The organism is Actinomadura sp. BRA 177 (genome assembly GCF_013372625.1).
GTDB lineage: Bacteria > Actinomycetota > Actinomycetes > Streptosporangiales > Streptosporangiaceae > Spirillospora.
In genome coordinates, this window is the sequence record NZ_JABXFD010000226.1 from 1 (window position 1) to 18,063 (window position 18,063).

Below are 18,063 nucleotides of genomic sequence, written 5' to 3' on the forward strand. Positions count from 1 at the left end.
TGTGAGGGCGCTGCGCGATGTGTACTCTCTCCGCTTCGTCGGCATGGTCAGATGTGTAGCAGAGACAGGGCCTCGATCGCGCCGCGTTCCCCGGCCCGGCGCGGCACCCACGCGAGCTTCGCGCCGGTGACCTGCGCGAGCCGGACCGCCGCGGTCAGCGCGCCCGGGCTGGTGGCGAGCCGCTCGCCGGCCAGGATCACGGCGCCGGGCGTCTCCAGCAGCGTCCGGATGTCGGACCGGGCCTCGTCCCCGATGAGGGAGCCGAGCGTCTCGGCCTCCGCGCCGGGCGGGGTCGGCAGCAGCGTGCCGCCGACCTTGGTGAGGCCGCGCGTCGCGAACGGGGCGGCGGCGTACACCGGCAGCCGGTTCTTGCGGAACGCCTTGCGGAGCCGCAGGAACACGATCGGCGACTCCTCCTCCGGCTCGAAGCCGGCGAGGACGACGACGGGCGCGTTCTCCAGGTCGGCGTAGGAGACCTCGATGGAGCGTCCCGCGACGGACGAGGCGAGGAACTGCGACTCCTCGTCCGACAGCGGGCGGGCCCGGAAGTCGACGTCGTTGGTGCCGAGCGCGATCCGGGCGAACTTGGCGTAGGCGTAGGCGTCCTCAAGGGTGACGCGGCCGCCGGTCAGCACGCCGGCCGAGCCGCGCGCCGCCGCGAGGCCCTCCGCCGCGATGGTCAGCGCCTCGGGCCAGGACGCCGGCTCCAGTTCCCCGTCGTCGCCGCGGACGAGCGGGGTGGTGAGCCGTTCCGGCTGCGTGGCGTAGGTGAACGCCCAGCGGCCCTTGTCGCAGTTCCATTCCTCGTTGACCTGCGGCTCGTCCCCGGCCAGCCGGCGGGTGACCTTCCCGCGCCGGTGGTCGGTGCGCAGCCCGCAGCCGGACGCGCAGTGCTCGCACACGCTCGGCTGCGACACGAGGTCGAACGGCCGGGACCGGAACCGGTAGGCGGTGCCGGTGAGCGCTCCCACCGGGCAGATCTGCACGGTGTTGCCGGAGAAGTAGGAGTGGAACGGGTTGCCGTCGGCGGTCCCGACCTCCTCCTTCGCGCCGCGGTCGAACAGGTCGATGAACGGGTCGCCGGCGATCTGCTCGGAGAACCGGGTGCAGCGGGTGCACTGGATGCACCGCTCGCGGTCGAGCAGCACCTGGCTGGACAGCGGCAGCGGCTTCGGCCACGTCCGCTTGGTCCCGGTGAACCGCGTCTCGCCGCGCCCGTTGGACATCGCCTGGTTCTGCAGCGGGCACTCGCCGCCCTTGTCGCAGACCGGGCAGTCCAGCGGGTGGTTGATGAGCAGGAACTCCATGATGCCGTGCTGGGCCTTGTCGGCCACCGGCGAGGTGAGCTGGGTCTGCACGACCATGCCCGGCATCACCGCGGTCGTGCAGGACGCCTGCGGCTTCGGCATCCCGCGGCCGTTGCCCGCGTCCGGGATCTCCACCAGGCACTGCCGGCACGCGCCGATCGGGTCGAGCAGCGGGTGCTCGCAGAACCGGGGGATCTGGATGCCGAGCAGCTCGGCGGCCCGGATGATCAGCGTGCCCTTGGGCACCTCGATCTCGAAGCCGTCGATGGTGCAGGAGACCATCTCGACCTTCTCCACCGCCGACTTGTCGTCGGTGACGGTCACTTGGCACCTCCCCAGAGGGTGGACTTGGCCGGGTCGAACGGGCAGCCGCCCTGCTCGAAGTGCTGGAGGTACTCGTCCCGGAACAGCTTGATGGACGACACGACCGGGCTGGTGGCGCCGTCGCCCAGGGCGCAGAACGCGCGGCCGAGGATGTTGTCGGAGATGTCCAGCAGGGTCTCCAGGTCCTCCTCGGTGCCCTCGCCGGCCTCCAGGCGCGCGAACATCTGCTTGTACCAGTAGGTGCCCTCGCGGCACGGCGTGCACTTGCCGCACGACTCGTGCGCGTAGAACTCCGACCACCGCTGGACGGCCCGGACGACGCAGGTCGTCTCGTCGAAGATCTGCAGCGCCCGGGTGCCGAGCATGGACCCGGCGGCGCCGACGGACTCGAAGTCCAGCGGGACGTCCAGGTGCTCGTCGGTGAAGATCGGCGTGGACGACCCGCCGGGCGTCCAGAACTTCAGCCGGTGCCCCTCGCGGATGCCGCCCGCCATGTCGAGCAGTTCGCGCAGCGTGATGCCGAGCGGCGCCTCGTACTGGCCGGGCCGCGTGACGTGCCCGGACAGCGAGAAGATCCCGAAGCCCTGCGACTTCTCGGTGCCCATCGAGGCGAACCACTCGGGTCCGTTCCCGACGATCGAGGGAACCGAGGAGATCGACTCGACGTTGTTGATGACTGTGGGCCCGCCGTACAGGCCCGCGACGGCCGGGAAGGGGGGCTTCAGCCTGGGTTGGCCGCGGAAACCCTCAAGGGAGTCCAGCAGCGCGGTCTCCTCGCCGCAGATGTAGGCGCCGGCGCCGCAGTGGACGATGACGTCCAGGTCGTAGCCGGAGCCGAGGATGTCCTTGCCGATGAAGCCGGCCTCGTAGGCCTCCGCCACCGCCTGCTGGAGGCGGCGGATCACGTGCAGGACCTCGCCGCGCACGTAGATGAACGCGAGGTTCGACTTGATGGCGTACGAGCTGATGATGACGCCCTCCACGAGGACGTGCGGGTTCGCCATCATCAGCGGGATGTCCTTGCACGTGCCCGGCTCGGACTCGTCGGCGTTGACGACGAGGTAGCGCGGGTTCGGGCTGGACGGCGGCAGGAAGCCCCACTTCATGCCGGTGGGGAACCCGGCGCCGCCGCGGCCGCGGAGCCCGGAGTCCTTGACGGCCTGGACGATCTCGTCCGGCGCCATGCCGAGCGCCTTGCGCAGCGCCTTGTAGCCGCCGCCGCGCTCGTAGCCGGCCCGGGTGAAGGAGTCGGCCTGGTCCCAGTTGTTCGTGAGGACCGGGGTCAGCGTGGTCACTTGTTCCGTCCCTCCTGGGTACCGGGCTTGGCCTCGCCGGGAACCGGCTTGCCCGGCTCGTGCGGCGGCTCGGCGATCTGTTCGGGCTTCACCGGTTCGTCCGGCCGTTCCCGGTCGACGTCGGCGGCCGGGGCCTCCCAGCCGCGCTCGTGCGCGAGCTTCAGGCCGACCAGCGACTCCGGCCCGGCCTGGACGCCCTCGCCGGCGAGCCCGTCCGGGAACCCGGCGAGCACGCGCGACGCCTCCTTCCAGGTGGCCAGGCGGTTCGGCCCGCGGGAGGGCAGCACGTCGTTGCCGACGCGCAGGTCGTCGACGAGCTGCTTGGCCTTCGCGGGAGTCATGTTGTCGAAGAACTCCCAGTTGACCATCACCACCGGGGCGAAGTCGCAGGCCGCGTTGCACTCGACCCGCTCCAGGCTGACCTTGCCGTCCGAGGTGGCCTCGTCGTGGCCGACCCCGGCGTGCTCGCTCAGCTCGTCCCAGATCTGGTCGCCGCCCATGATGGCGCAGAGCGTGTTCGTGCAGACGCCGACGTGGTACTCGCCGACCGGCTTCTGCTTGTACTGCGTGTAGAAGGTGACGACGCCCATCACCTGCGCGGGCGTGATGTCGAGCTGCTCGGCGCAGAACGCCACGCCGTCCTTGGTGACGTGGCCCTCCTCCGACTGCACCAGGTGCAGCATCGGCAGGAGCGCCGACCGCGGCCGCGGGTACCGGCCGACGATCTCCTTGGCGTCCCGCTCCAGCCGCGCGCGTACGTCGGGTTCGTATGTCATCGGTCCACTCCCCCCATGACCGGGTCGAGGCTGGCCACGGCGGCGATGATGTCGGCGACCATGCCGCCTTCGCTCATCGCCGGGGTGGCCTGCAGGTTGACGAAGGACGGCTCGCGGAAGTGCACTCGGTAGGGGCGGGTGCCGCCGTCGCTGACCACGTGGGCGCCGAGCTCGCCGCGCGGCGACTCGATCGGCACGTACGCCTGCCCGGCCGGCACCCGGAAGCCCTCGGTGACCAGCTTGAAGTGGTGGATGAGCGCTTCCATCGAGGTGCCCATGATGTGCGCGATGTGCCGGGGCGAGTTGCCGAGGCCGTCCGCGCCCATGGCCAGCTGCGCGGGCCAGCCGATCTTCTTGTCCTCGATCATGACCGGGCCCTTGACCGTCTGCAGCCGGTCCAGGCACTGCTCGACGATCTTCAGCGACTCCTCCATCTCGTCCATCCGGACGAGGTAGCGGCCGTACACGTCGCAGGTGTCCTGCGTCGGGACGTCGAAGTCGTAGGTCTCGTAGCCGCAGTACGGCTGCGACTTGCGCAGGTCCCACGGCAGGCCGGTGGAGCGCAGTACCGGGCCGGTGATGCCGAGCGCCATGCACCCGGTGAGGTCCAGGTACGCGATGTCCTGCGTACGGGCCTTGAAGACCGGGTTCTCGTCCAGCAGCTTGCGCAGCGCCTGGATCCGCTTCGGCATCCGGTCCAGGTAGTCGCGGATCTTGCTGGTGGCCCCGCTCGGCAGGTCCTGCTGCACCCCGCCCGGACGGATGTAGGCGTGGTTCATCCGCAGGCCGGTGATCTCCTCGAACAGGTCGAGGGTGTACTCGCGCTCGATGAACCCGTTCAGCATGACCGTCGTCGCGCCGAGCTCCAGCCCGAACGTGCCGATCGCGACCAGGTGCGAGGAGATCCGGTTGAGCTCCATCATCATCACGCGGATGATGTTCGCCCGCTCGGGGATCTGGTCCTCGACGCCGAGCAGCCGCTCCACGCCCAGGCAGTACGTCGCCTCGTTGTACAGCGGGGCGAGGTAGTCCATCCGGGTGCAGAACGTGGTGCCCTGCGTCCAGGTGCGGAACTCCATGTTCTTCTCGATGCCGGTGTGCAGGTAGCCGATGCCCACCCGGGCCTCGTTCACCGTCTCACCGTCGAGCGTGAGGATCAGCCGGAGCACGCCGTGCGTGGACGGGTGCTGCGGGCCCATGTTGATGACGAGCCGCTCGTCGCCCAGGTCCTCGGTGGCCGCGCTGATCTGGTCCCAGTCGCCGCCGCTCGCGTCGAAGACCCGGCCCTCGGCCGCCTCTTCGGCGGCGTAGGCGTCGTACTCGGTGTACTTCGTCGAACTCATACGTACGACCGCCTTTCGTCCGGCGGCGGAATCTCCGCTCCTCGGTACTCGACGGGGACGCCGCCGAGCGGGTAGTCCTTGCGCTGCGGGTGCCCGACCCAGTCGTCCGGCATCTCGATGCGGGTCAGCGCGGGGTGGCCGTCGAAGACGATGCCGAAGAAGTCGTACGTCTCGCGCTCGTGCCAGTCGGCCGTCGGGTAGACGGGGACCAGCGACGGGACGTGCGGGTCGGCGTCGGGGCAGCTCGCCTCCAGCCGGATCCGCCGGTTGTGCGTGATCGACAGCAGGTGCACGACCGCGTGCAGCTCGGCGCCCTCGTCCTTCGGGTAGTGCACGCCGGACACGCCCGAGCACAGCTCGAAGCGCAGCGACGGCTCGTCCCGCATGGTCTTGGCGACCTCGCGCAGGTGCTCGCGCTTGACGTGGAAGGTCAGCTCGCCGCGGTGCACGACGACGCGGTCGATGGCGTCCCCGAAGTCGGGGTAGGCGCGCTCCAGCTCGTCGGCGATCTCGTCGTACTCGCCGGGCTCGGCCGCGCCGCGGGGCCCGCCGTACGGGCGCGGCGCGGACACCTTCGGGCTCTGCCGGACGACCAGCCCGCCGTAGCCGGAGGTGTCGCCGGTCGTCTTCGCGCCGAACATGCCCTTGCGGACGATCGGCTGCTCCCGGCGCTCCTCCTCGGTGTGCGCGGGCAGCTGGTCGGCGGCCTGCTCGGCCCGCTGCTCAGGGTGCTCGGAACTCACGTCACGCCCCCTGTCCGAGCAGCGGGAGCTGCCGCCGCTTGGCCTCTTCCAGCTCGGCGATCTGCTTCTGCCGCTGCGGGCCGAGCTTGGTGTTGTTGATCTTGTCGTGCAGCTTGAGGATCGCGTCCAGCAGCATCTCCGGCCGCGGCGGGCAGCCGGGCAGGTAGATGTCCACCGGGACGACGTGGTCCACGCCCTGCACGATCGCGTAGTTGTTGAACATGCCGCCGGACGAGGCGCACACGCCCATCGCGATGACCCACTTCGGCTCGGTCATCTGGTCGTAGATCTGCCGCAGCACCGGCGCCATCTTCTGGCTCACCCGGCCCGCGACGATCATCAGGTCGGCCTGCCGCGGCGTCGCCGAGGCGCGCTCCATCCCCCACCGGGAGAAGTCGTGCCGGGGGTCGCCGGTCGCCATCATCTCGATCGCGCAGCAGGCGAGCCCGAACGTCGCCGGCCACATCGACGAGCTGCGCCCCCATCCCACGACCTGCTCGACCGTGGTCAGCAGGAATCCGCTCGGGAGTTTCTCCTCTAGCCCCATGTCAGTCCCACTCCAGACCGCCGCGCCGCCAGATGTAGGCGTACGCCACGAGCACGGTGACGATGAAAAGAACCATCTCGACAAGGCCGAACAGCCCCATCCGGTCGAAAGCGACCGCCCAGGGATAAAGGAAGATGATCTCAATATCGAAGACGATGAAGAGCATCGCCGTCAGGTAGTACTTGATCGGAAATCGTCCGCCGCCGACCGGCTGGGGGGTCGGCTCGATGCCGCACTCGTAGGCGTCCAGCCGGGCCCGGTTCCAGCGCTTGGGGCCGGTGAACGCGGCCATCAGCACCGAGCCGGCGGCGAAGGCGAAGGCGAGCACTCCGAGCACGATGATCGGAATATAGAGATCCATATCCCTACGACCTCTCCTCGGGACGTACGACGTTGTACGGGGCGGGCCGACCGCGACCCGCCACCCTAACCAAGGTGATCAATAGCGCTCCCCTCAGGGGGTCGGGTAATGCACTGTAGTCCGCTCACCTGCGGAAGCTTGAATTCGATCAGCCGCGCCATCCGCCCGCTCATGCCGCCGGAGCCACCTTCTGCATCGCGTTGATGACGCGGTCCATCGCGTCCCCGCCCTTGGGGTCGGTCAGATTGGCCAGCAGCTTGAGCGTGAAGCGCATGAGCGTCGGGTGCGGCAGGCCGTGCGATGTGAGGAACTTCATGACGCGCGGGTCGCCGATGGCCTGCACGAATACGCGGGCCAGGGTGAAGTAGCCGCCGTGCTCGTCCTTGAGGATGCGCGGGTACTCGTACAGCGTCCGCTCCCGCTGGGCGGGAGTGCGGCGGGCGAGCGCCTGCACCATGATGTCGGCGGCCAGCCGGCCGGACTCCAGCGCGTAGTCGATGCCCTCGCCGTTGAAGGGATTGATCATGCCGCCGGCGTCGCCGACGAGCAGCATCCCGCGGGTGTAGTGCGGCTGCCGGTTGAAGCCCATCGGCAGCGCCGCGCCGCGGATCTTGGAGGTCGCGTGCTCCTCGTCGAACTGCCACTCCTCCGGCATCTGCGCGCACCAGCGTTTCAGCATGCCGCGGTAGTCCACGTTCTGGAACGCCTTGCTGGTGTTGAGGAGGCCGAGCCCGACGTTGGACGTCCCGTCGCCGACGCCGAACACCCAGCCGTAGCCGGGCAGGAGCCGCTCGCCGTCCCACAGTTCGAGCCACGCCTCCATGTACTCGTCGTCGTGGCGCGGGGTCTGGAAGTAGCGGCGGACCGCGACGCCCATCGGACGGTCCTCGCGGCGCCGCAGCCCCATGGCGAGGGACAGCCGGGTCGAGTTGCCGTCGGCGGCGACGACGAGCGGCGCGCGGAACTCGGTCTCCTCGCCGTCGAGTTCGGCGGTGACGCCGAGGATGCGGTCGGTGCGCTCGTCCAGGATGGGGCCGGTCACGTTGCAGCCCTGGAGAAGCCGCGCGCCCGCCTTCGCGGCGTGCTCGGCGAGCAGCTGGTCGAGGTCGGTGCGCTTGCGGACGAGCCCGAAGTCGGGGAAGGACGCGAGCTCCGGCCAGGGCAGCTCGACCTTGGCGCCGCCGCCGTAGATGCGCAGGCCCTTGTTGCGGCCCCAGCCCGGGTCGTTGATGTCGACGCCCATGCCGATGAGCGCGCGGACGGCGCGCGGGGTGAGCCCGTCGCCGCAGATCTTGTCCCGCGGGAAGGTGGCCTTCTCCAGCAGGAACACGTCCAGGCCCGCCTGCGCGAGCCAGTAGGCGGTCGATGACCCGGCGGGGCCTGCCCCGACGACGATCACGTCCGCGTGTCGGGTGGAGTCGGTCACGGTGTTCCTCTTCAGCTCGTTCGCTTGTGAAGCACTTCACAAGGATCCGACAGGGGAGTCTATTCCTTTATCACGACTGGTGGGTACTTCTGGGTCGGTCTGAGTTCGGACCGGTCCAGGCCCCACCCGCCGCGGTGGTCAGCCCGGGTTCACGGCGTGGTGCAGCGCCGCCACCCCGAACGTGAGATCACGCCAGCGCACGCCGTCCCACCCCGCGTCCTGGATGAGCCGCGCCAGCGCCGCCTGGTCGGGCCAGGCGAGCGTCGACTCGGCGAGGTAGCGGTAGGAGTCGGGATTGGAACTGACCCGCGCCAGCAGCGGCAGCCCGTACCGCAGGTGCGCCTTGTGGCCGAGCGCGAGCAGCGCGTTCGGCGGATGACTCACCTCGCAGACCAGCAGCCGCCCGCCCGGCCTGGCGACCCGGCGCAGCTCACGCAGCGCCCTGCCGGTGTCGGCGACGTTGCGCAGCCCGAACGAGATCGTGACCGCGTCGAACGAGCCGTCCGCGAACGGCAGCCGCAGCGCGTCCCCCGCCACGAACCTCAGCCGCCGCACGCGCGTCGGCCGCCCCCGGCTGTGCCGGCGCACCCCGACGCGCAGCATCCCGAGGGAGAAGTCGCACGCCACCGTTTCGGCGCCCGCGTCCGCGAACGGCACCGAGGACGTGCCCGTCCCCGCCGCGAGGTCGAGGACGCGCTCGCCGGGCTTCGCCTCCAGCGCCCGCACGACCTCGCGCCGCCACCGGCGGTCCTGCCCGCCGGTCATCAACGTGTTCAGCAGGTCGTACCGCTCGGCGGTCCCGTCGAACATCGCCGCGACGTCGGCGGACTGCTTGTCAAGAGAGGCGCGGGTCATGCCCCCACCCTAGAAGTACGGCCGACCCGCCGCGCGCACCGCCCGGCGCCCCGGCCGTGCGGCTACTTCGCGCCGGGGCGCACCCCGTCCTCTTTGGTGAGGGACTTCTCGAACCTCTTGCGCTGGGAGCGGACGCCGCGGGTGACGGCGGCCGACATGCGGTCGCGCTGCGCGGACAGCAGGACGTAGCTGACGACGCCGCTGATCAGCAGGGCCATCAGCAGGAGCAGGAAGCCGCGGGCGCCGAAGAGCGCCAGCACACCCGCGGTCGCCGCGAAGATCGCGAGCCGCGCTGCGGTGTAGAGGATGATGGAAGGCATGGCCCTTCGAGCCTAACCCCGGTTCTCCGTGCTCCCGCCCCGGGGTCTACTTCAGGACGTCGAGGAAGAGCGCCGGGTCCACGTTGCCGCCGGACAGGATCGAGACGCGGGTACCTCCTGCCGGGAGTTCGGCGCCGTGGTAGAGGGCGGCGGCGGTGGCGACGGCGCCGCCCGGTTCGGCGATCAGGCGGGCCTCGCGGGCGAGGCGGCGCATCGCGCGGCGGATCTCGTCCTCGGTCACGGTGACGATGCCGTCCACGTGCGCCTGGATGTGCGCGAACGGGAGGTCGCCGACCCGCTGGACGCGCAGGGCGTCGGCGATCGTCCGGCCGGTCTTCTCCGCGTCCCAGGACACGGGGTGTCCGGCCGCCATCGAGTCGCGGGCGTCGGCGGCCAGTTCCGGTTCGACGCCGATGACCTTCGCCTCGGGACGCAGTGCCTTCACGGCGGCGGAGACGCCGGCGATGAGGCCGCCGCCGCTGATCGGGACGAGCACGACGTCGACGTCCGGGCAGTCCTGGACGATCTCCAGCCCGGCGGTGCCCTGCCCGGCGATGACCCGCGCGTCGTCGTAGGGCGGGATCATCGTGAAGCCGTGCGCGGAGGCGAGCTTGCCGGCCGTCTCGGCGCGGGCCCGCGCGGTCGGCTCGACGTAGACGACCTCGGCGCCGAGCGCGATGCACCGCTCGACCTTCACGCCGGGGGTGGTGTGCGGCATGACGAGGACGGCCTTGATGCCGAGGGCGCGGGCCGCGTAGGCGACGGCCTGCGCGTGGTTGCCGCTGGAGTGCGTCACCACGCCGGCCGCGCGCTCGGCCTCGGGCAGCGACGCGATGGCGGCGTAGGCGCCGCGCACCTTGAATGCGCCGATCGGCTGCAGCGACTCGGCCTTCACCAGCAGCGCGGGCTGCTGCGCGGTGGCGGGGTCGGGGTCGCGGGGAAATGGCACCAGCGGGGTCCGGACGGCGACGCCCGCGATGCGCTCGGCGGCCCGCTCGATCTCCGGCAGCGAAACTAGATCGGACATGGTCTCGAAGACTACTTCGGGCGCCGCGAACGGGGGCGCCGGGGCGCGTTTCCGCCGTGACATGGCAGGTCAAACGGGGTCAGCGTGGACGCTGTGTCAGCAGATGCGAATACTGAGCGCGATCGCTCCTGCTCGGGAAACTACGGTCGGTGATCTTTTCCGAAAACAAGGGAGAAATCGGTCTTGACCCGCCACACTGTTAAACAGTCCACCCGCGCCGAGAGCGGGACAAAGGGGGAGAGAAAACGTGGAGAGCACGAGCGAGCGCCTGCTGACCCCAGGGGAGGTCGCCGCCCTCTTCCGGGTCGACCCGAAGACGGTCACCCGGTGGGCCGCCGCGGGCCGGATCAGCAGCATCCGCACTCCGGGGGGCCACCGGCGCTTCCGCGAGTCCGAGGTGCACGCGCTGCTGCGCGGCGAGGAGCCCGTCGCCGAGCATTCACCGGCCCGCTGACGAGGCTTCGGCCGCCCGGACCGCCGCGCCACGGATCGGTCCCTCCAGCCGGGCGGCCGGGGCGTCGCACACCCTCCCCGGGGGCGTCTCCGCGCTCAGTCCTCCGCGTCCCCCCGCCATTCCTCGAACCGGCGCAGCAGGTCCGCGTCCTCGTCCCGCCAGCGCCGCCGCCGGTCCGCCAGTTCCTCCTCGGTGAGCGACTCGCGGAGCAGCCGGTCGTAGTCGGGGTCGCCGGGGACGATCTCGACATAGGCGTCGGCGATGATCCGCCCCTCCCGCGCCTCCGGCACCGGCTCGCCCGCCTCGTCGGAGACGACGCTGTGCGGAACCCGGAGCGTGCCGTCGGGGAGCCTGATCACGTACATCGCCGATCACCCTCGCCGTCTGCCATCACGGTGTCCTAGATCCCGTACCTGCGGTTGAAGAAGAGCATGACCTCAAGCGCCGTCCTGATGTTGCCGGCGAGCATATCCACGAGCGCGGGCCGCTGCCGGGAGGAGATCGCGGCGAACGCGTCGGCGAAGAACTCGCGGCGGCCGAGCGCGTCCGGCTGCTTGTGGAACGCGCTCGCCAGGTGCGGCCGGCACTCCTCGTACAGCTTGACGAACGCGGGGCTGTCGGACGTCCACGCGCCGTCGTCGCCGTCGATGTCGTCCAGGGCGTGCCCGACCTCGTGCAGCATCACGTCCGGCGTCGGGGACGGCCGGTCCCCCACCACGATCTTGCGGTCGCCGTACGCGCCGGCGCAGATGTCCCAGGTGGCGCGGCCGGACGGCAGCGGACGGTCGCGCAGATGGCCCATGTCGTCCAGCTGCGGGACGCCGCCGGGCCCCACGTAGATGCCGTCGAGCCCGGCCGCGAGCTTCTCCTTCAGCGGCTCCGGCAGCGACGCCAGGCTGTCCACGGCGCCGATGACCTCGGGTGTCGGCGGCCCGTCCCGCACGTCCCACTGCCGGTACAGGACGTTCTCCAGCACCCCGCAGTGGCGGCGGCCGTCGGCGGCGTGCGGCATGCCCGGCGGGTACGCCTCGACGCGAAGCCGGTCGTCCTCCAGCTCGAAGTCGCTCCAGGAGTAGTCGCTCTCGCGCGGCCGCTCCCGCCGCCGCCGCGGAAACCGGCCGGTGAGGCCGGGCGCCCCGCCCGCCGTGTCCACGGCGTCCGGGCCGGTCAGCGCGAAGTCGTCGTCGCGGCCCGCCTTGCGGAACCGGCCGAACCGGTCGCGCGGCTGGTTGCTGCGCGGCCGCACCTGCCCCGAGTCGGGCGGGGACGGCGCGTAGGAGACCTCGCCCCGGGCCGTGTCGGCCCGGAACCGGCCGCCGCGCGGCGCCTCCCGGGTCCGCTGCTCCCGGGGCTTGCGGTGGACGCCTTTGAAGCGCATCGGGCTCCTCTGTCTGCGGGCCCCGTGAACTGCCGAGCGGCGCGCACGACCGGGCCGGGCCCCCGCAGGCAGGGTAAGCCGGAACCCGACACGCCGTCATCCCCCCGAGTAACGAGCGCGCGGTCAGGCGTAGGAGTGCAGGCCCGAGAACATGTAGTTCACCCCGAAGAAGTTGAACATCAGCGCGGCGAACGCGATCAGCGACAGCACCGCGGCCTTGCGGCCCTTCCAGCCCGCGGTCGCGCGGGAGTGCAGGTAGGCCGCGTAGATGATCCAGGTGATGAAGGACCAGATCTCCTTCGGGTCCCAGCCCCAGTAGCGGCCCCACGCCTGGTCGGCCCAGATCGCGCCCATGATGATCGCGGCCGTCCAGATCGGGAAGGCGAACGTGGTGACCCGCATCGAGAGGCGGTCGAGGCCCTCGATCGACGGCAGCCGGGACAGCACGCCGCCCTCCGCGACGCCGCCGCGCCGCTCCGCGCGGTCCTTCACCAGGTAGAGGATCGTGGCGGCGCCCGCGACCGTGAACGAGCCGGTCGCGATGATCGCGGCGGTCACGTGCAGGGCGATCCAGTAGGAGTTGAGCGCGGCGGTGACCGGCCCGACCGAGTCGTACAGCCAGATGTTGGCGACGCCGAGCGCGATGACCGCGGCGAGCATGACGAACGCGCCGAGGAACCGCGCGCGGTACCGGAACATCACGATCATGAACGCGGTGACGGCCGCGAACGCGATGGCGGTGAGGAACTCGTACATGTTCCCCCACGGCCACCGGTCGGCGGCGATGCCGCGGCTCACCAGGACGCCGAGGTGCGCGCCCCAGCCGAGCACGTTCAGCAGGACGGCGAGGTGCGCCCAGTCGACCCGGGGACGCTCGCTCTCCTCTTCCGCCTCCGTGCCGGACGCCTCCGCGCCGCCGGTCGTGGTCTCGGCGCCGGCGGCACCGACCAGGACCTTCGCCTCCGCCTTCTCCTGCTGCACGGCCACCGCGCGGCGGCGGCCGAAGCCGAGGTCGGCGGCGTAGGCGACCAGCGCGACGATGTACAGCACGACGGTGGTCAGCATGAGCTTGTCGCTCAGGTTCGCGAACTCGGCGTTGCTCACCTCGTCACTCCTTCGGTTCGGGGGCCGACCCGGGTTCCTGACCGGCGTCGGTGTCGCTCTCACCGGGCTCGGGGCCGGGCTCGTCCTGCGGACCCGGTTCGCCCTCGTCCTGCGGACCGGGCTGGTCCTCGTCCTGCGGACCGCGCAGCGCGGCCACGATGTCGTCGAACTCCGAGGTCGGGTTCCCCAGCGTGAGACCGCCGACCTCGACAACCGTACGCCCGCCCTCTCCGGCGCTCGCACGGACCCACACCCTGCGCCGCCGGACCATGAACGAGGTCGCCACGCCGAGCACGGCGAGGATGGCCGCGATCAGGGCGGGGATGCGTCCGGGGTCGTGGTTGACCGACAGGCTCGTCCACTCCTTGAGCCCGTCGAAGGTGATGGAGCCGGCGCCGCCCGGCAGCTCGAACGTCTCGCCCGGCTCCAGCAGCTTCTGGCCGCCCTTGACGGGCTGGAGCGTCTTGCCGATGCCCTCCAGCTTGTAGACCGACTGCGGGGTGCCGGAGTCCAGCCCGATGTCGCCCTTGAACGCGGTGACCGTGATGACCGGGCGGAGCGGCGCCGGGAACGCCGAGACGATCTGCTTGCCGTCCTCGCTGGCGGCCGCGGTCGGCCACAGGATCGCGTAGAACGCGAGCTGGTCGGGCTCGGCGTCGGGGACCTTGACGACGCCCTCGGACGTCAGGTGGCGCGGCTCCATCTCCAGGAACGGCACCGAGTCCTGGAAGGCGACGTTGCCCTTGGCGTCGCGGACGGTGAACACCGGCGCGTACCCGTGGCCGAGCAGGTACACCTTCGCGCCGCCGACCTTCAGCGGGTGGTTGATCTTGAGGTCGTAGGGCTTCTCCTCGGCGTCCGGATTCGACCGGTAGCGGATCTGGGCGTTGAAGTCGGTGCCCATGCCGCGCTGGTCGCCCTCGGTCTCGTACCGGGCCTTGAAGTCGTCCAGCGTGATCGTGAACGGGGCCAGCTCGCCGCCGTGGAACGCCCGTCCCGGCTGGAACTGGTCGTACAGGCTCAGCGAGTTCGCGAACGTCTTGCCCTCCGTCAGCAGGACGTTCCCCCGGTAGCCGAGCAGGTTGCCGAGGCCGAGCGCGAACAGCAGCGCGAGCAGCGCCAGGTGGAACACCAGGTTGCCGGACTCGCCCAGGTAGCCCTTCTCGGCGGACGCGGCGCCGCCGGAGACGTCCACCCGGAACCGGCGCCCGCGCAGCACCGTGCGGGCCTCGGCGAGGACGTCCTCCGGGGACGCGTCCGTCTCGTACTTCGCGGACTGCGGCAGCCTGCCGAGGTTGCGGGGCGCCGCGGGCGGACGGGCCCGCATCGACTGGTAGTGCTTGAGCGCGCGCGGCAGCACGCAGCCGGCCAGCGACACGAACAGCAGGATGTAGATCGCCGCGAACCAGGGCGCGGCGAACACGTCGAACATCGAGAACTTGTCGAGCCACGGGCCGAGCGTCTTGTGCTCGTCCAGGTAGGCGACGACCTTCTCGGGCGCCTGGCCCCGCTGCGGCAGGATCGAGCCCGGCACCGCGCCGAGCGCGACCAGGAACAGCAGGATCAGCGCCGTGCGCATGGTGGTGAGCTGCCGCCACGCCCAGCGCAGCCAGCCGAGCGGCCCGATCCCCTTGGGGCGCGGCACCTCCTCGGGCGCCTGCCGTGCGGCGGGCGCCTCGGTACCCGATTCCGTTGTCTCAGTCATCTCAAATCACCGGTTCGAAGCCGCTGATCCACGACTTCAGCTCGATGGTCAGGTTCCCCCACAGGCCGCTCACCAGCAGCACCCCGATGAGGACGAGCATCCCCCCGCCGATCCGCATGACCAGGGGGTAGTGGCGCTTCACCGCGCCGAACGCGCCGAGCGCCCTGCGGTAGGCGATCGCGGTCGCCACGAACGGCAGGCCGAGGCCGAGGCAGTACGCCAGCGACAGCAGCGCGCCCCGTCCGGCGCTGGCCTCGGTGATCGCGAGGCCCTGCACGGCGCCGAGCGTCGGCCCGATGCAGGGCGTCCAGCCGAGCCCGAACAGGACGCCGAGGAGCGGCGCGCCCGCGAGGCCCGCCGCCGGCAGCCGCCCCGACTTCACCGTCCGCTGCAGGCCGGGGATGAACCCCATGAACGCGAGGCCGAACAGGATCGTGACGACGCCGAGGACGCGGGTGATCGTGTCCTGGTACTCCAGCAGCCAGCGTCCGAGGCCGCCGAACACCACGCCGTAGCTGACGAACACGACGCTGAAGCCCGCGATGAACAGCAGCGCGCCGGCGACGAGCCGGCCGCGCCGCTGCTCCGCGAGGTCGGCGCCGGACATCCCGGTCACGTACGACAGGTAGCCGGGGACGAGCGGCAGGACGCACGGCGAGGCGAACGAGACGAGCCCGGCGAGGGCCGCCAGCGGTGCCGCCGCGACCAGCGACCCGCTCACGACCGTCTCGTTGACCGTGCTCACTTTTCTACCGTGCTCATTTTTCCCCGACGACCTTGGCGACCAGCGGATTCAGCTTCGAGTACGTCGTCGCGCCGATGATCCGGGCGGCGACGCGGCCCTGCCGGTCGAGGACGAGCGTGCTCGGGATCGCGCTCGGCGGCACCTCCCGGAACGCCAGCGTCACCTGGCCGTCCGCGTCGAACAGGCTCGGGTAGGTGACCTTGAACTTGCGCTCGAACGCCTCCGCGTTGGCCTTGGAGTCCTTGAAGTTGACGCCGATGAACTCGACGCCCTTCTCCTTGTTCTCGGTGTAGACCTGCTCCAGGGACGGCGCCTCGCCGCGGCACGGCGCGCACCACGACGCCCAGAAGTTGACGACGACGACCTTGCCCTTGAGGTCGGACAGCTTGAACGCCTTGCCGTCGAGGCGTTCCCCGGTGACGTTCTGCACGCTCTTCCGCTTGGCGGGCGCGTACTGCGTCACGTTCCCGTCGCCGGAGATGAAGCGGTTGTCGCCGCCGTCCGGTCCGCTCCCGGCGGCGTTGGTGCCGGCGCAGCCGGCGAGCAGCCCGCACAGCGCGACGGCGGCCGCGGCGGCGCGCAGCGGGGAGATCCGGGGGTTCAACGGCCCCTCCTACTACTACAAGACGTAGTACACAACGTAGCGGTGCGGTCAGGCACCGGCGACACTGGGTCCCTTCGCGATCCCGGCGGCGGGCTCGCAGTAGGCCACCTCCACCAGCCGGCTGCCCTTGAACGTCAGGCTCGTCAGGCTGGCGAGGCCGCACTCGCGCCGGCTCGGGTGGTGCCACAGCCGGCGGCGCTCGGCGTGCAGCCGCAGGATCCAGATCGGCAGCTGGTGGCTGACGCACACGGCCTCGTGGCCGCGCGCCGCCTCCCGCGCCCGGATCACGGCGGCCCGCATCCGCGCGGCGAGCTCCAGGTACGGCTCGCCCCAGGACGGCTTGAAGGGGTTGAGCAGGTGCCGCCAGTGCTCGGGGCGGCGCAGCGAGCCGGCCCCGGCCCCGAACGTCAGCCCCTCGAAGTGGTTGTCGGCCTCGATCAGACGGTCGTCCACGGTCACCGGGAGGTCGAGCGCGTCCGCGAGGGGCGCGGCGGTCTCCAGCGCCCGCTGCAGCGGCGACGAGAACAGCGCGGTGACGTCCCGGTCGCCGAACCATTTGGCGGCGGCCTTCGCCATGAGGATGCCGTCCTCGCTGAGGCGGTAGCCGGGCAGCCGCCCGTAGAGGACGCCCTCGGGATTGTGCACCTCACCATGCCGCAGCAGGTGAACGATCGTCGTGTCAGTCATCGCGGTCAGATTACCCGCGCCGCGCGCCCGTCCCGTCCCCCGGTCCGCCTGGCAGGGCGCGGCTCAGATGCGGGTGGCGTCGACGTACCCGGCGATGCGCTTGGCGGCCTCGTCGAGGACGGCCTTGGCCGGTTTCGCGTTCCCCAACTGCTGGACGAACCAGAACACCAGCGCCGACTTGCAGATGCCGGCGTTCACCGCCGGGGCGACACAGCTGATCGGCGAGGCCACGCCCTCCGCCGTCAGGACGGCCACCTCCGCCTTCACGGCGGGCGACGCCGGAAGATCGTCGGTGCCCGGCCCGCGGGTGATCATGGCCTGGACGCCGGGGACGCCCGTCTCCAGCATCTCCCAGTTGCCCAGGATGCTCGTGCACTCGTTGCCCTGCGCCCGCTCCCGGTCCGCCTGCGCGGACTCCGGGAAGTACATGCAGAGCTGGCTCCGGATGCCGCCGATCGACCCCTGCCACACCTGGGTGACCTGCGCCGTCCCGAAGTCGCCGATCGTGCTGGAGCCGCCGTTCGCGCCCATCGACCCCTCGCACTCGGCCCCCGACGGACCGATCAGCAACCCTCGGCCAGAGCGGTACACGGCGGCGTTCTTCGGCAGCTTGACCTGGGCCGGGAGCGTCACCTTCGCGGGGCCGCCGGGCGGCGTGATGACCGCGCCCGGCGCCCGAGTGACGCACGGCCGCACGTCCACGACGTTGGCCGCGACCTTCGCCGTCGCGGACGGCCGCGGCGCCGGGTCCTCCTTGGTGACCTGCTGGACGGCGATGGCGCCCGCCCCGACGACCGCGACCGTCCCGACGGCGACGGACGTGAGCCCGGCACCGCTGCCGAGGAACGCCTTGATGGCCGACCCGCCGGCGACCTTCCCGGCGGCGGCCGCCGTACCGGCCGTGGACGCCCCGGCCCCGGCTCCGGCCGCGGCCGTCCCTTATACACATCCGACGCCGCCGACGGAGGGGCCAGTGGACAACTCGTGGGTGCCCGCCGCCTTCACAACACAACTAAAGAAACAGCAGACCGACATACACTATAGCATCAGCAACACTTATTA

20 protein-coding genes and 1 pseudogene are annotated in these 18,063 nt (G+C 71.2%); 2 read left to right on the top strand and 19 right to left on the bottom strand.

Annotation, left to right across the window (positions count from 1 at the left end):
• Positions 1-47 precede the first annotated feature (47 nt).
• The 11 genes from HUX53_RS08630 to HUX53_RS08680 all read right to left on the bottom strand — a co-directional run bounded on the left by HUX53_RS08630 (position 48) and on the right by HUX53_RS08680 (position 10,324).
• Positions 48-1,631 carry an NADH-quinone oxidoreductase subunit G gene (locus HUX53_RS08630; protein ID WP_309237122.1) on the bottom strand — a complete coding sequence of 528 codons (1,584 nt, stop codon included), beginning with the start codon at positions 1,629-1,631 and terminating at the stop codon, positions 48-50.
• Positions 1,628-2,926 carry an NADH-quinone oxidoreductase subunit NuoF gene (gene nuoF / locus HUX53_RS08635; RefSeq protein ID WP_176402631.1) on the bottom strand — a complete coding sequence of 433 codons (1,299 nt, stop codon included), beginning with the start codon at positions 2,924-2,926 and terminating at the stop codon, positions 1,628-1,630. The genes HUX53_RS08630 and nuoF overlap by 4 nt, the downstream gene beginning before the upstream one ends.
• Positions 2,923-3,702 (bottom strand): NADH-quinone oxidoreductase subunit NuoE, encoded by a 780-nt coding sequence (gene nuoE / locus HUX53_RS08640; RefSeq protein ID WP_176402632.1) that lies wholly within the window; start codon positions 3,700-3,702, stop codon positions 2,923-2,925. Before nuoE ends, nuoF begins: the two co-directional genes overlap by 4 nt.
• Positions 3,699-5,045 (bottom strand): NADH-quinone oxidoreductase subunit D, encoded by a 1,347-nt coding sequence (locus HUX53_RS08645; RefSeq protein ID WP_176402633.1) that lies wholly within the window; start codon positions 5,043-5,045, stop codon positions 3,699-3,701. The genes nuoE and HUX53_RS08645 overlap by 4 nt, the downstream gene beginning before the upstream one ends.
• Entirely contained in the window at positions 5,042-5,788 is a 747-nt protein-coding gene (locus HUX53_RS08650) for an NADH-quinone oxidoreductase subunit C (protein ID WP_176402634.1), read from the bottom strand. Before HUX53_RS08650 ends, HUX53_RS08645 begins: the two co-directional genes overlap by 4 nt.
• 1 nt (position 5,789) lies before the next feature.
• Entirely contained in the window at positions 5,790-6,335 is a 546-nt protein-coding gene (locus HUX53_RS08655; protein WP_176402635.1) for an NADH-quinone oxidoreductase subunit B family protein, read from the bottom strand.
• Position 6,336: 1 nt separating this feature from the next.
• On the bottom strand, positions 6,337-6,696 hold the full coding sequence (locus tag HUX53_RS08660) for an NADH-quinone oxidoreductase subunit A (protein ID WP_138636821.1): 360 nt from the start codon (positions 6,694-6,696) through the stop codon (positions 6,337-6,339).
• Between the two features lie 169 nt (positions 6,697-6,865).
• Positions 6,866-8,122, bottom strand: a complete 1,257-nt coding sequence (locus HUX53_RS08665; protein WP_176402636.1) for a geranylgeranyl reductase family protein — start codon at positions 8,120-8,122, stop codon at positions 6,866-6,868.
• 138 nt (positions 8,123-8,260) lie between these two features.
• Positions 8,261-8,977 (bottom strand): demethylmenaquinone methyltransferase, encoded by a 717-nt coding sequence (locus tag HUX53_RS08670; RefSeq protein WP_176402637.1) that lies wholly within the window; start codon positions 8,975-8,977, stop codon positions 8,261-8,263.
• A gap of 62 nt (positions 8,978-9,039) precedes the next feature.
• A complete protein-coding gene (locus HUX53_RS08675; protein ID WP_176402638.1) occupies positions 9,040-9,297 on the bottom strand; it encodes a DUF4229 domain-containing protein in 258 nt (85 codons plus the stop codon).
• Between the two features lie 46 nt (positions 9,298-9,343).
• On the bottom strand, positions 9,344-10,324 hold the full coding sequence (locus tag HUX53_RS08680) for a threonine/serine dehydratase (RefSeq protein ID WP_176402639.1): 981 nt from the start codon (positions 10,322-10,324) through the stop codon (positions 9,344-9,346).
• Positions 10,325-10,571: 247 nt separating this feature from the next.
• Between HUX53_RS08680 and HUX53_RS08685 the strand changes: the two genes are divergently transcribed.
• Entirely contained in the window at positions 10,572-10,778 is a 207-nt protein-coding gene (locus HUX53_RS08685) for a BldC family transcriptional regulator (RefSeq protein WP_131762733.1), read from the top strand.
• A 95-nt stretch (positions 10,779-10,873) separates the two neighbouring features.
• Here HUX53_RS08685 and HUX53_RS08690 read toward each other — a convergent pair whose 3' ends face one another.
• From HUX53_RS08690 to HUX53_RS08725, 8 genes are all read right to left on the bottom strand, one after another.
• Positions 10,874-11,143, bottom strand: coding sequence for a hypothetical protein (locus HUX53_RS08690; protein WP_176402640.1), 270 nt, complete (start codon positions 11,141-11,143; stop codon positions 10,874-10,876).
• A gap of 35 nt (positions 11,144-11,178) precedes the next feature.
• Complete coding sequence (locus tag HUX53_RS08695; protein ID WP_176402641.1) at positions 11,179-12,156, bottom strand: hypothetical protein; 978 nt, start codon at positions 12,154-12,156, stop codon at positions 11,179-11,181.
• A 123-nt stretch (positions 12,157-12,279) separates the two neighbouring features.
• Positions 12,280-13,260, bottom strand: coding sequence for a c-type cytochrome biogenesis protein CcsB (gene ccsB / locus HUX53_RS08700; protein ID WP_176402642.1), 981 nt, complete (start codon positions 13,258-13,260; stop codon positions 12,280-12,282).
• A 4-nt stretch (positions 13,261-13,264) separates the two neighbouring features.
• Entirely contained in the window at positions 13,265-14,965 is a 1,701-nt protein-coding gene (locus HUX53_RS08705) for a cytochrome c biogenesis protein ResB (RefSeq protein WP_176402643.1), read from the bottom strand.
• A 1-nt stretch (position 14,966) separates the two neighbouring features.
• The gene (locus HUX53_RS08710) at positions 14,967-15,710 is read right to left on the bottom strand and encodes a cytochrome c biogenesis protein CcdA (protein WP_176402644.1); all 744 of its coding nucleotides are present in this window, start codon (positions 15,708-15,710) and stop codon (positions 14,967-14,969) included.
• A gap of 13 nt (positions 15,711-15,723) precedes the next feature.
• The gene (locus HUX53_RS08715) at positions 15,724-16,314 is read right to left on the bottom strand and encodes a TlpA disulfide reductase family protein (RefSeq protein ID WP_255205055.1); all 591 of its coding nucleotides are present in this window, start codon (positions 16,312-16,314) and stop codon (positions 15,724-15,726) included.
• A gap of 48 nt (positions 16,315-16,362) precedes the next feature.
• Positions 16,363-17,001: a histidine phosphatase family protein gene (locus tag HUX53_RS08720; protein WP_176402645.1), complete on the bottom strand. Its 639-nt coding sequence runs from the start codon at positions 16,999-17,001 to the stop codon at positions 16,363-16,365.
• Between the two features lie 63 nt (positions 17,002-17,064).
• Positions 17,065-17,697, bottom strand: a complete 633-nt coding sequence (locus HUX53_RS08725; protein ID WP_176402646.1) for a hypothetical protein — start codon at positions 17,695-17,697, stop codon at positions 17,065-17,067.
• Between the two features lie 10 nt (positions 17,698-17,707).
• Here HUX53_RS08725 and HUX53_RS39950 point away from each other — a divergent pair.
• Positions 17,708-18,063, top strand: a pseudogene (locus HUX53_RS39950) (hypothetical protein); the annotation flags it as partial.